This is a genomic window from Caballeronia arationis, from assembly GCF_001544975.2.
GTDB classification, from domain to species: domain Bacteria; phylum Pseudomonadota; class Gammaproteobacteria; order Burkholderiales; family Burkholderiaceae; genus Caballeronia; species Caballeronia arationis.
In genome coordinates, this window is the sequence record NZ_FCOG02000157.1 from 1 (window position 1) to 12,494 (window position 12,494).

At 66.1% G+C, this 12,494-nt stretch carries 11 protein-coding genes; 3 read left to right on the forward strand and 8 right to left on the reverse strand.

Annotated features, from left to right (window positions below; translation table 11 throughout):
- Positions 1–186 precede the first annotated feature (186 nt).
- Positions 187–1,518 (forward strand): Nramp family divalent metal transporter, encoded by a 1,332-nt coding sequence (locus AWB81_RS36515; protein ID WP_062642725.1) that lies wholly within the window; start codon positions 187–189, stop codon positions 1,516–1,518.
- 4 nt (positions 1,519–1,522) lie between these two features.
- Here AWB81_RS36515 and AWB81_RS36520 read toward each other — a convergent pair whose 3' ends face one another.
- Genes AWB81_RS36520 through AWB81_RS36535 form a run of 4 tightly spaced genes read right to left on the reverse strand, consistent with a single transcriptional unit; the run spans position 1,523 to position 5,282 of the window.
- Positions 1,523–2,698, reverse strand: coding sequence for an acyl-CoA dehydrogenase family protein (locus AWB81_RS36520; RefSeq protein ID WP_062642708.1), 1,176 nt, complete (start codon positions 2,696–2,698; stop codon positions 1,523–1,525).
- 34 nt (positions 2,699–2,732) lie between these two features.
- On the reverse strand, positions 2,733–3,392 hold the full coding sequence (locus AWB81_RS36525) for a methionine ABC transporter permease (protein ID WP_062642710.1): 660 nt from the start codon (positions 3,390–3,392) through the stop codon (positions 2,733–2,735).
- Positions 3,385–4,503, reverse strand: coding sequence for a methionine ABC transporter ATP-binding protein (locus AWB81_RS36530; protein ID WP_062642712.1), 1,119 nt, complete (start codon positions 4,501–4,503; stop codon positions 3,385–3,387). Before AWB81_RS36530 ends, AWB81_RS36525 begins: the two co-directional genes overlap by 8 nt.
- 23 nt (positions 4,504–4,526) lie before the next feature.
- The gene (locus tag AWB81_RS36535; RefSeq protein ID WP_235026087.1) at positions 4,527–5,282 is read right to left on the reverse strand and encodes a MetQ/NlpA family ABC transporter substrate-binding protein; all 756 of its coding nucleotides are present in this window, start codon (positions 5,280–5,282) and stop codon (positions 4,527–4,529) included.
- A gap of 380 nt (positions 5,283–5,662) precedes the next feature.
- Here AWB81_RS36535 and AWB81_RS36540 point away from each other — a divergent pair, with 380 nt between their 5' ends.
- Positions 5,663–6,049, forward strand: coding sequence for a hypothetical protein (locus tag AWB81_RS36540; RefSeq protein WP_062642715.1), 387 nt, complete (start codon positions 5,663–5,665; stop codon positions 6,047–6,049).
- A 7-nt stretch (positions 6,050–6,056) separates the two neighbouring features.
- Here AWB81_RS36540 and AWB81_RS36545 read toward each other — a convergent pair whose 3' ends face one another.
- The 4 genes from AWB81_RS36545 to AWB81_RS36560 all read right to left on the reverse strand — a co-directional run bounded on the left by AWB81_RS36545 (position 6,057) and on the right by AWB81_RS36560 (position 11,468).
- Entirely contained in the window at positions 6,057–8,576 is a 2,520-nt protein-coding gene (locus tag AWB81_RS36545) for a mechanosensitive ion channel family protein (protein WP_062642716.1), read from the reverse strand.
- A gap of 264 nt (positions 8,577–8,840) precedes the next feature.
- The gene (locus tag AWB81_RS36550; RefSeq protein ID WP_062642718.1) at positions 8,841–9,764 is read right to left on the reverse strand and encodes a cation diffusion facilitator family transporter; all 924 of its coding nucleotides are present in this window, start codon (positions 9,762–9,764) and stop codon (positions 8,841–8,843) included.
- A 35-nt stretch (positions 9,765–9,799) separates the two neighbouring features.
- Positions 9,800–10,864, reverse strand: a complete 1,065-nt coding sequence (gene selD / locus AWB81_RS36555) for a selenide, water dikinase SelD (protein WP_062642720.1) — start codon at positions 10,862–10,864, stop codon at positions 9,800–9,802.
- 73 nt (positions 10,865–10,937) lie between these two features.
- A complete protein-coding gene (locus AWB81_RS36560; RefSeq protein WP_062642721.1) occupies positions 10,938–11,468 on the reverse strand; it encodes a putative glycolipid-binding domain-containing protein in 531 nt (176 codons plus the stop codon).
- 163 nt (positions 11,469–11,631) lie between these two features.
- Between AWB81_RS36560 and AWB81_RS36565 the strand changes: the two genes are divergently transcribed.
- Positions 11,632–12,048, forward strand: coding sequence for a BspC domain-containing protein (locus AWB81_RS36565; protein ID WP_062642723.1), 417 nt, complete (start codon positions 11,632–11,634; stop codon positions 12,046–12,048).
- The last annotated feature ends 446 nt before the right edge of the window (positions 12,049–12,494 follow it).

Genomic DNA, 12,494 nt, shown 5'->3' on the forward strand with positions numbered 1-12,494 from the left:
CCGTTTTCCTTCTCGACCGAATTCCCTGAAGGGCCCGCCGATGTCTCGGCGGGCCTTTTTTTTCGTCGGCGACCTGACGTCGCGCGCTCCACACGTTCCGCTCTTTTCGACAATAATGCCGTGACTCCGGCGTCGCCCCTGCCCGGCGACTGCCGCTGCATCATCGAACCGACCGGGACTCCACAATTGCCGTTCAAGCTGCCGACCACCGCAACCGCTCCGTTTTGTCCATCCGAGGTCAGGGGTTCCGTCGACGTTCCCGCCGGCGCCCCGCTCTGGAAGAAGCTCGCGCAGTTCGCCGGGCCGGGCCTGCTCGTCTCCATCGGCTACATGGACCCCGGCAACTGGGCAACCGACATCGAAGCCGGCTCGCGCTACGGCTACAACCTGCTGTTCGTCGTCGTGCTGTCGAGCTTGGCCGCGATGGCGCTCCAGTGTCTCGCGATGCGCCTTGGCATCGTGACGGGACGCGATCTGGCGCAACTCTCGTCGGAGCGTTATTCGAAACCGGTCGCGCGCGTGCAGTGGGCGCTCGCGGAAATTTCGATCATCGCGTGCGATCTCGCCGAGGTGCTCGGCGGCGCGCTCGCGTTTCACCTGCTGTTCGGCTGCTCGCTGATGTGGGGCGTGATCTTCACGGCGTTCGACACGCTCATCGTGCTCGGCCTGAAGGGCAAGAACTTCCGCGATCTCGAAGCGATCATGCTCGGCCTCATCGCGACGATCGGGCTGGGTTATGTCGTCGAGCTGGCGCTGGTGAAGCCGCACTGGCCGGCGGTCATCGGGGGGCTTGTGCCGTCGTGGCACGCGATTTCCGAGCGCGAGCCGCTCTATCTCGCAATTGGCATCCTCGGCGCGACCGTGATGCCGCATAACCTTTACCTGCATTCGTCGATCGTGCAGACGCGCGTCGTCTCGCGCACGAGTGCGGGCCTGCTCTCGGCGATCCGCCTGTCGCGAGTCGACACCATCGTCTCGCTGTTTCTCGCGCTCCTGATCAACGCGGCGATCCTGATTCTCGCGGCGTCTGCGTTCCACGCGACCGGCCACACGCAGGTCACCGAAATCGAGGACGCCTACCGGCTCCTCGCGCCGATCGTCGGCACCGGGCTCGCCGCGATCCTGTTCGCGGTGACGCTGCTCGCGTCGGGCCAGAGTTCGACCTTCACCGGCACGATCGCCGGGCAGGTCATCATGGAAGGCTTCCTGAAGCTGAAGATTCCGTGCTACCAGCGGCGCTTCATCACGCGCGCGCTCGCGCTGATTCCGGCGCTGATCGGCGTCGGCATGATGGGCAACGGCGCGGTCGGCAAGCTGCTGGTCGCGAGCCAGGTCGTGCTGAGCCTGCAACTGCCGTTCGCGCTCTATCCGCTGATCCGCATGACGAGCGACCGCCGGCTGATGGGCGAATTCGCCAACCGCGCGTGGACGAAGGGCGTCGCGTGGATGCTGTTCGGCGTAATCAGCGCGGCGAATCTCTGGCTCGTGGTGCAGACGGTCGGCTTTGTAACCGGGTGACGCCCTAGCTGTACAGATTCGGCTCGGGCAACACGCCCGCCAGCGCAAACCGGCCGATGTCACGCAGTTTGTAGTCGAGCGGATCGTGCAGCGTGTGCACGCGCGCGTTGCGCCAGAAGCGGTCGAGCGCGAGCGGCCCGTGCGTCGAGCGCGCGCCGCAGGCGTCGAAAAGTGCCTCGCTGATGTCGAGTGCCGCGCGATGCGCCAGCACCTTCGCCTCCGCGACCGCGAGCGCCGTCCGCGCGCGCTCCTCGGCGGTAAGCGCGTCGCCGCGATCCCACGCCTGGTCGAGCGCCTCGGCGGCGCGCGTCGCGAGCGCTTCCGCGCTCACGGCCTTCAGCCGCATCTCGGCAAACCGATGCAACTGATACGGATCGTCGACGGCGCTCGTCACGTTCGAATGAATCCACGGCCGCCCGGACTTCGCGACATACTCGCGCGCCTCCGCAAGCGCTCCTTCCGCGATCCCGACGAAGAGATTGGTCAGCACCAGTTGCGAGACGAGCGTGCGCAGCGTCCCGCGCGGCGTCGGCGGCGCTTCGGACCGGTGCAGGACCTCGTCGGCGCGCAGTTCGACGTCGTCGAAGGCCACGCTGCCGCTGTCCGTCTGACGCTGGCCGATCGGATTCCAGTCTTCGTTGACCGTGATGCCGGAGCGCCCCGTCGGCACGACGCCGAACACCGGCTTCCCGGTGGCGGGGTCCTGCGCGGAGAGCGTCATCATCTGCGAGCCGCGCGTGCCGGAGCAAAAGCCCTTCTGCCCGGACAGACGATAGCCGCCGTCGCCCGTCGCATGCGCGATCAGCCGCGTATCGAGCGGATTCACCGCGTTGCCCCACCACCAGCGGTTCTCGACCGTGCCGCGCAGATAGCGCTCGCGCTGCGCCTCGTTGCCCCAAACGGCGACGCTCACCACCTGCAGGCAGGTGAACCCGAGCAGATGCGCAAGCGCCGCGTCGACGCGCGCAATCGCGCGGATCGTCTGATACACGTCGAGCCACCGCGCGCCCTCGCCGCCGTATTCGCGCGGCACGGCGATCGTCAGGAGGCCAGCGTCGGCGATCAGTTGCTTTTCGCGCGCGGCGTGACCGCCTTCGCGGTCGCGCGCTTCGGCGGTCTCGCGCAACGCGGCGAGGAGTTCGGTCAATGGCAGAGAGTCGGGCCGATGAGGGGCGTTCATGCTGTCTCCGATGTCGATGCAGTTTTCGCCATTATCATCCCGTGCGCCGGGTGATTTGCCGCACGAGGCGATCGCCGCCCCACTGCACGGCGCTGACGATCACGATCAGCAGCACGATCACCGTGACCATCACGGTCGTGTCGAAGCGCTGATAGCCGTAGCGTATCGCGAGATCGCCGAGACCGCCCGCGCCGACCGCGCCCGCCATCGCCGACGAGCCGATCATCGCGACCACGGTAATCGTGAAGCCGCCGAGGATGCCCGGCAGCGCTTCGGGCAGGAGCACGTGCCAGATGATATGGCGGCGTTCGGCGCCCATCGCCTGCGCGGCTTCGATCAGCCCGCGATCGACTTCGCGCAGGCTCACCTCCGCGATGCGCGCGAAAAACGGCGTCGCCGCGATCGAGAGCGGCACGATAGCGGCCCACACGCCGATGGTCGTGCCGACGAGGAGCCGCGTCAACGGCAGGAGCGCGACGAGCAGAATGATGAACGGCGTCGAGCGCAACGCGTTGACGACCGAGCCGAGCGTCGAATTGACGGCCGGGCGCTCGAAAATGCCGCCCTTCGTCGTCGTGACGAGCACGAGCGCGAGCGGAATGCCGGCGACGAGCGCGATCAGCGCGGAAACGCCGACCATCACGACCGTGTCGCGGATCGCCCCGATGAATTCGGGCAGCCAGATTTCAAACATAGCCGAGCACCTCCACCTTGTCCGCGTGACGCCGCGCGCCTGCGACGAGCGCATCGACATGCGCGCGCAGTCCCGCTTCGTTCGCACCGTGCGCGCGCAGATGCGCCGCGACGACGAGCCGTCCCTGCGCATGTCCCTGAATGCGGTCGATGCCGCCATGCACGAAGTTCACGCGGCCGCCGAGCGCACCGAGCGCCACCGCGAGCGCGCCCAGGTCGGGCTCGTGCCGCGACTCGCCGGTGAAACGCACGTCGAGCAGCACGTCGGCGTCGTGGCGCGGCGCGCTGTCGAGCCGTGCGGCGAGATCGGCGGGCAGGTCGTGCACGAGCGTGCGCAAAAGCGCCTGAGTGGCCGCGTGGCGCGGGTCGCCGAACACGCGCCACACCGGGCCGGTCTCCACGACTTCGCCCGCCTCGATCACCGCGACGGAATCGCACACTTCGCGGATCACCGCCATTTCGTGCGTGATCAGAAGAATCGTGAGGCCAAGGCGGCGGTTGATGTCGCGAAGAAGCGCGAGAATCTGCTGCGTGGTCTCCGGATCGAGCGCGGAGGTCGCTTCGTCGCAGAGCAGGAGGTCGGGGTCATGCACGAGTGCGCGCGCGATCCCGACGCGCTGCTTCTGGCCCCCGGAAAGACTGCGCGGATAAGCATCGCGTTTCGCCGTGAGGCCGACGAGTTCGAGCAGCGCATCGACCTTTGCGTCGATGCTGCGCTTGTCGACGCCCGCGATCTTCAGCGGCAACGCGATGTTCTCGCGCACCGTCTTCGCCGACAGCAGGTTGAAGTGCTGGAACACCATGCCGATGCGCCGCCGCAACCCGACGAGCCCGCGTTCGTCGAGCGCGCCCACCGACACGCCGTTCACGCGCACCTCGCCGCTCGTGGGCTTTTCGAGGCCGTTCACGAGCCGCAGCAGCGTGGACTTGCCCGCACCGCTGCGTCCGATGATGCCGAACACCTCGCCCCTCGCGACCGACAGATCGACGCCCGAGAGCGCCGCCGTCGATCCGCCGAACACCTTGCCGATGCCCGCGAACACGACGCTTTTCGCCGTCGTGCCGGAACGCGCTTCGCTCACGCGCGGTTCGTCGATGATCACATCCGCCATGATGCCAATCTCCGTTGAATGGCTCACCACGCGACCGCGTAGAGCGTGCCGAACGCCTTGTCGAGCGCAGCGCGCACGGCGGGCGACTGCTGGTAGATCGCGATGAACTTGCGGATGCGCGGATCGTTCACGCTTTCGGGCCGCACGACCCACTGGATCGCGAAGAGCTTGTTCTCGACGCCGTCGAAGAGCAGCGCGCTGTTCGGATCGGTCGTGCCGGCGAGCTTGATGAAGCTCGGATAGCCTTGCGCGAGATCGACGTCGTCGAGCGAGCGCGCGAGTTGCGATGCTTCGAGCTGCACGATCTTCAGATGCTTCGGGTTCTCGACGATGTCGAGCGTCGTTGCGCGGTAGTCCGCGCCGGACTTGAGCTTGATGAGGCCCGCGCGCTGCAGCAGCAACAGGCCGCGGCCGCCGTTCACCGGGTCGTTGGCGATGGCGACGGTCGCTCCGTCCTTCAGCTCGTCGAAGCGTTTCACTTTCTTCGAATAGAGGCCGATCTTCATGATCGTGCCCGGCGCGATGGCGACGAAGTCGTAGCCGCCCTGCTTCTTGGCGTTCTCGAGAAACGGCACGTGCTGGAAGTAGTTGACGTCGATGTCCTTGTTCGCGAGCGCGGCGTTCGGCGTGTTCCAGTCGGTGAATTCGATCAGCTTCACATCCAGCCCCTGCGCCTTGGCTTCTTTCACGGCGACCTTCAGCGCATCGATTTGCGGACTCGTGGCGGTGCCTATTTTCAGCGTGGCATCGGCCGCGAACGACGAAGCGGCGAACGACATCGCGAGCGCCGCGACGGCGAACAGCGCAGTGGCGCGCACGCGCCGGGACACGCCGCGCAATGCGGCATTTGCATTCTTCATGATGGACTCGTCCAAAGGAAAACGATGAGCGCGCGACTTTGCGCCGCGCGATGGCGTTGCGGAAGGATGAAAGACGCGGCGGCAGGCCGCGTTGAAACTAGCTGCCGGTCGAGCGCCGACAGTGCAGATGCAGACGGTTCATCACCCTCTCCCGATTCAAGTGAAGGCCATCATAGAAGGCGTAACGCCCTTGGTCTACGAATCGATTCTCCGATCGAAATCGCTAAACCGGATATAAGCCGCGCGAGCATTTTCGGGCCACGATATAGTGCGGCTTTTGGATGACGCGAATCTAACCGATGCCTTCCACCTCCACCGCCGCGGCCACGATGATCGACGCGTTCCACCGAACGCGCGTCGAAGATGAACAGCAGGTCGAGTTGTGGCTCGAAGAGACCGGTGACTGCGCGATCGCGCTGGAAGCGATCTGGTCCGAAGGCGCGCATCATCGCGGACACGCGCGCGTCGCGATGGAGCGGCTGATCGGACTCGCCGACACGCATCGCGTGATGATCACGCTGGTGCCGCGTCCGCTCGACGCGAAAGGCGACGGCGCGCATGCGCCGCCGGTCGATCGCCATGCGCCCGATGCCGCCGCGCTCGAAGCGTTCTACGAGCGGCTCGGGTTCGAGCGCAGCGGCGGCGAGTTCGAAGGCTCGCCCGTGCTCGTGCGCTCGCCGCGCTGAAAGCGGCTTAAACCGCTGCGTTGCCCGAATTGCCCGCGGAGGCTTCCGCGGTCGGGTGCTGCGCGGCTCTGGACGGCTGTGCGCGCTGATCCGCTGACGCCTCTGCTTCGTTTTGCACCTGCGGCTCGCCGCCATCGATGATCACGAAGTTGCGCTGCGGATTCGCGATCTCGATCCCGCGTGCGGTGAACTCGTTGAGGATGCGCCGGTTGAATTCGCGCTGCACCGGCCAGCGCGCACTGTCGCGGCACTGGATCTGTCCGGCGAGCGTGACAGTCGAGCCGTCGACCGCATCGACGCCCCAGAAGCTGAAGTCCGAGAGAATGCCGTCCTTGAACGCATCGTCCCGCTGGAGCGACGCGCCGATCTCCTTGAGCGTCGAGATCGCGAGATCGACGTCCTGGCCGAGCGCGATGGAGACGCGCACCGCCGCGTTGCCGATGCCGCGATTCGTGTTGTTCACCGTCGATACCGAACTGAACGGGACCGTATGAAGCGAGCCGTCGCCGGCGCGCAGCCGCACCGTACGGATCGAAAGATACTCGACCGTGCCCGACACGCCCGCGAGCGTCACCCAGTCGCCCACCTGCATCGCGTTTTCCATCAGGAGGAAGATGCCGGTGATGAGGTCCTGCACGAGCTTCTGCGACCCGAAGCCGAGCGCGACACCGAAAATGCTCGCACTCGCAAGCAGCGGCGCCGTGTTCACGCCGATCTCGCTCAAGCCCGTCAGCACCACCACCAGCGCGATCACGATGAAGAGCGCCGTGCGCATCATCGGCAGCAGCGTTCTCAGCCGGGCCGCGCGCAGGCGCTCGCCGTTCGTCGTCCAGGCTTCGAGGCGGCGCTCGACCATCACGTTGGCCGCCTCCCAGACGAGCACCGCGAACAAGGCCGCAATCGCGATCGTGATCAGCGCCGACGCGAGCCGGTTGCCGACGCCGCCCGAGGTGAAGAAGCCGATCACGTCGATGCCCCACACCTGCAACAGCGCGATGATGGTCGCCACCGCGATCACCGTCTGCACGATGCGCCGGAGGATCGGGTAATAGCGATACGCGTGGCGATGCGCAATCGACTTGCTCGCGTAATCGTCGTCCGCGTCGCTATGGAAGACGCGACCGAGCGCGCCGAATGCGACGATCGCAACCACACGCGCCGCCACCAGCACGGCCACCGAAAGGCCGCCGAGATGGAACAGCGTCTGATAGCCGTTGCGGACATCAAGCGCCCACACGAACCACAGCGCCATCACAAAGAAGATCGCGACGCCCGCCCAGACGTCGGCGATCCAGTTGCCGAGCAGCGACACGGGGCGATGTCCCTGCATGCGCTCGCGGATGCGTACGGCAACCGGTCTCCTGCACTCGAAGATCACATACGCGATCATCACGTGCACGACGAACGTGACCGCCTTCAGAATGGCGATGCGCGCTTCTTCCGAGAGGCCGAGCGGCTCGGCGGCGTTCGCGATCGCGACGCCCGCGCCGCCCACGCAGACGATGCGCATCACCCAGCTATGTGTAAAAGAGGCGAAGCGGTCGCGCATCTGGATGAGCCGCAAGCCGGGCGCGCGCGGCGCGAGGAAGAAAAGACTGACGATCTGGATCGCGCGGCACACGAGATACACGTCGATCAGCGCGCCCGCCACGCGTGCTTCGGGCGTGTTGTCGTCGATGAAGACCGACATCAGCAGCGTCGCCGCCGCGACGAACACGGCGAGCGGCACGACCGACAAGAACGCATGCAGGAGCGCGCTCGGCAGGCGCTGCAGGAGCGTCCAGTGCCGCGCGGCGTGACGCTTGCCGCGCACGGTGTCGGTCTTCTTCTCCGCGACATGCAGGGCGGCTTCGTCGCCACGGCGCTCGGCTGCGGCCTCTTCGCGCACCGCGGCGCTTTCCTCGCGAGCCAGACCGGGATCTTCCTCATCGAGATCGACGATGCCGCGCGCCGCGATCCGCCCGCGCGGCCCGCGCAGCAGGCGCACGGAGAGCAGCTCCAGCAGCAGCGCGGGCACGAGCGAGACCAGCACGGTCCAGGCGACGTGTTCGAGCAGCTGGCGGCCGTCGGCGGTCGCGGTGCGTTCGCGCCACCATTCGAGCACCGATCCGTAGTCGAGCAGCGCGGACATCGAATGCCGCAGGCCCGAACCGATCTGCACGAGCCAGTGGCCTGCCTGATGCGAAATCTGCGAGGCGAGGCCGTTGCTCGTCAGCGACTTCGCGAGCACGCCCGATGCCCCGCTCGCCGGCTCGGCCGACGAGGCGCCCGCCGCCGAAGCCGCCTGCGGCGGCGTGGCGAGCGCGCCGGCTGCGGCGAGCGCGCGCAGCGTGTCCGCGAATTGCGCGCGGCGAGCGGGGTCGTTGACGACCGCGAGTGCGTCGCGCGCCTGTTGCGGCGTGAGCGTGACGGGCGCGGCAGGATTTGCGGAACTGGCCGGATTCGAGTGGCTCGGCGCGGCGTTGGCGAGCGCCGGAGCCAGGATCGAAACGGTGAGGAAAACAACAGCGAGCAGGGATTTGCGCATGGGCCGGATAAGGAACTCGGGGTTCAGGGACTCGACGGATGATGTCGATCGGCTCGAGCCGGAACGAATCGTGCTAAACGCCTGCTAAACGGCTTCGATCGGTAACGATCTGGGAAAAGCGGTGAACTGCAATGATGACGCAGCGTGGTGACACGAACCGGATTTCCCGGCAAGGCAGCGCGTCGAGTCCGTTGACGGAAGTAGCGTCTTCGGTAGCACGTCCCGAGCCAGCCCCGTCTCGCGACGCGCAAAACGCGGCCGCGCTCAGGCGCCCGCTCGCGCCCCTTCGCGCACGATGTCCGGCTCGAAGAACACCCAGCGCACTTGCGGGAAAGTGTTCTGCAGGTCGTCCTCGATTACGTTGATCGCATCGATCAGCGCGCGGCCGCTCGGATATTCGATCATCTCCGCCTGCACGGCGACCACCACATGCTTGCCCCATTGCAGCGTGATGAGGCTGATGATGCGCAGTATTTCGGGCCGCGCACGCAGATGTGCATCGATGGCACGGCGCACTTCCGGACTCGCCGATTCGCCGACGATCATCGACTTCACTTCGCGCGCCACCACGTAGGCGACCACCATAAGCAAGAGCCCGACGCCGATCGACCCCGCCGCGTCCCACATGGGATTGCCGGTGATCATCGTGAGCAGCACCGCGCAGAACGCGATGGCGAGACCCGCGAGCGCGGCGACGTCCTCGCCCGCGACGACCAGCAGTTCCGACTCGCGCGTCTCGCGAAACCAGCGCCACAGGGTCTTGTCGGGCGCGCCCTTGCGGATCTCGCGCAGCGCGCCTGCGAGCGAGAACGCTTCGAGCACGACCGAGATGCCGAGTATCACGAGCGCGACGACCGGATTGCTCAACGGCTCGTGATGCAGCATGCGATGCACGCCTTCGTACACGGAGAACGCGCCGCCGACGAAGAACAGCAGCAGCGCGACGATCAGCGCATAAAAATAGATCTCGCGCCCCGAGCCGAGCGGATGCAGCGCGTTGGCCGGCTGCTGCGCGCGCTTCAGGCCGAACAGCAGCAGAAGCTGGTTGCCGCAGTCGGCGGTGGAGTGAATCGCCTCGGCGAACATCGAGCCCGAGCCGGTGAATGCCGCGGCGCCGAACTTGCACACCGCGATGCCGAAGTTGGCTGCGAGCGCATAAAAGATGGCCTTCGGCGATTCGTCGTTCATGTCGTTCTCTGTCGTTCGGGAAGGCGCGGCTGGTATCAGCTGACCTCGACGCGGCTTGCGCCGTCGGTCATTTCCCCGATCACCGCAGCCTCGGCGAAACCGTCGGCGCGGAAGATCGCGAGCACCTCGTCCACCGTTTCCGGCGCGCATGACACGAGCAGGCCGCCCGAAGTCTGCGGGTCGGTGAGCAGGACACGTGCCACATCGTCGAGCGACGACGAGAGCCCGATGGCCGCGCCATACGCGCCCCAGTTGCGCCCCGACGCGCCCGTGTACACGCCCGCCTTCGCGAATGCCTGGACACCCGGCAGCCAAGGCAGGTCCGCATAGCGGATGCGCGCCGTCAGTCCCGCGCCGCGCGCCAGTTCGAGCGTGTGGCCGAGCAGGCCGAAGCCGGTCACGTCGGTCAGCGCGTGCACGCCTTCGAGTTGCGCGAGGTCCGCTCCCGGGCGATTGAGCTTGGTGGTCGCGGCGATCATCGCAGCGTAGCCGGCCGCGTCGAGCTGCTCCTTCTTCAGCGCCGCCGACAGCACGCCGACGCCGAGCGGCTTGCCGAGCACGAGGATGTCGCCCGCGCGCGCGGCCGCGTTGCGCTTGACGAGCTTCGGATGCACGATGCCGATCGCGGCGAGGCCGTAGATCGGCTCGACCGAATCGATCGAATGGCCGCCTGCCACCGGGATGCCCGCCTCGGCGCACACCGACTCGCCGCCCTTCAGGATCTCCGCGATCACCTCGTGCGGCAGCACGTTGATCGGCATGCCGACGAGCGCGAGCGCGAGGATAGGCTTGCCGCCCATCGCGTAGACATCGGAGAGCGCGTTGGTTGCGGCGATGCGGCCGAAGTCGAACGGATCGTCGACGATCGGCATGAAGAAGTCGGTCGTCGCGACGATAGCCTGCTCTTCGTTGAGCTTGTAGACGGCGGCGTCGTCGGCGGTGTCGTTGCCGACCATCAGGTTCGGAAACGCCTGCATCGGCGCGCTGCGCTTCAGGAGCTCGGCGAGCACGCCGGGGGCGATCTTACAGCCGCAGCCGCCACCATGCGAGAGGCTCGTCAGGCGGGGCACGGAGTCGGGGGTCTGCGTGGTGGCGTTCATCGAGTGGCGTTCGGCTCGTGGCAATAAAGTCGTATTATCGCCGCTCGCGACAGAAGCCGCCCGGTACTACGCTTTAAAGGCGCCGGAACAGCTCGGGATAATCGATGACGAAGCCCTCTGGATCGACGGGAAGCTCCGCTATGTAGCGCGACGTGATGCCTTCATAGCGATAGCGCCGGTCGCGTTCGATGCAGGTGTAAGCCTGCTCCACGGGCACCGCCGTGAGTTCGGGCAGCGCGATATACACGACGCGGATCACGCGGCGCTCGCCTTCGGCCAGCTTCAGGCGCCGGATTGGCAGCGTGTTGGTGAAGGGCGTCGCCGAGATGTCGATGTCGATGCAGCCCGCAAGGTCCTCGCGCGGCGCGCCGTTGCCGTCGGTCCAGTTGCCTTGCGCGTCACTCAGCAGGTCGAGCGTGCCGCCGCCGACGCGCTTCACGACGACTCGCGTCACGTTCCAGCCTGCGTCACATTCGATCCGGTACACCGCGCCGAAGCCCTCGCCGACGAGCGCGCTCTCCGCTACGATGCCTTCATCCTGTTGAGCGACTTCGAGATGTTCGAGACCGTTGCCGTCCTCTGGCTCCCATCGCACCGTCTTCATCGCGCGTCTCCATTCGTGGCGAAGCATCAGGCATATGACGCCGCGAGGTCGAGGAAAGTGCCCTGAAACAGGCACTTTTTCATGGAGCGAAGGTCAGTGGAAAGAATCGCGCGGTATACTCCGCCTCCATGTCACGCTTCATTCAAACGAGTTTCCCCATCGCATGAAAGCTCTCTTTCCGCTCGTTGCGCTGGCGCTGTCGGCCTTTTTGTACCAGACAGTACACGCACAGGAATCGCCTGATCTGTCGAAGGACTATGACTACCTGACCCGCATGCACGTGCCGAGCGCGGTCATTCAATGCGTCGCAGCGTTCGATCACTGGGTGGAACTCACGCCGAAGTACGACACGTTCATCGTGCCCGATCGTCGCGTGCTCTCAGCGAAGATCGAAAGCGACTCGCCGATCTTCAGCGTCGGCAATCCGGTTCCCGTCGACAAGATCATCGTGATGCGTGCGTTTGCGAAGTCGCGCGGCAAGTCGCAGTGGACGCGCGTCGACAGCAAGTGCGGCGTGCGCGACGGACATGTCGTGGGGGTGTCGCTCACGCCGAACGTCAAACCCGTCGTTGTTCGGTGACCGTGGCCCGGTCAAGGGTTTTCTGCGCTTCTATGGAACTTGTTTTGGTCTTGGTCTATTAGCTCTGCCCCTGTCCGGGGCGGGACTTACTTCCTTTGCTGCTGCAAAGAAAGTAAGCAAAGAAAGCAGCTAGGGGGCAAGCGGTATTAGGACGTGACCACACTTGCACTACTGAGTGGCCCAGCCCCTAAGTGTCGCCCTCAAAGGACCCACCCGGCTTGGCGCGCGCACGCACTGACACCCCTCGCACTCCAACAGAGTGGTATGCACTGCGTTCCGGTCCGTCCCGCGCTCCGCTCGGGCGATGGGCGCAACTGAAAACCGGCGGTTTTCAACCTCGACCGCGACCCTAAACCGCACGACTAATGTACCTCTCGTCCAGCGAAGCGAAAACGGATGAATGACTGCTGTGCCAACTCGTTCACTGCGCGATGACACAGTGCGTG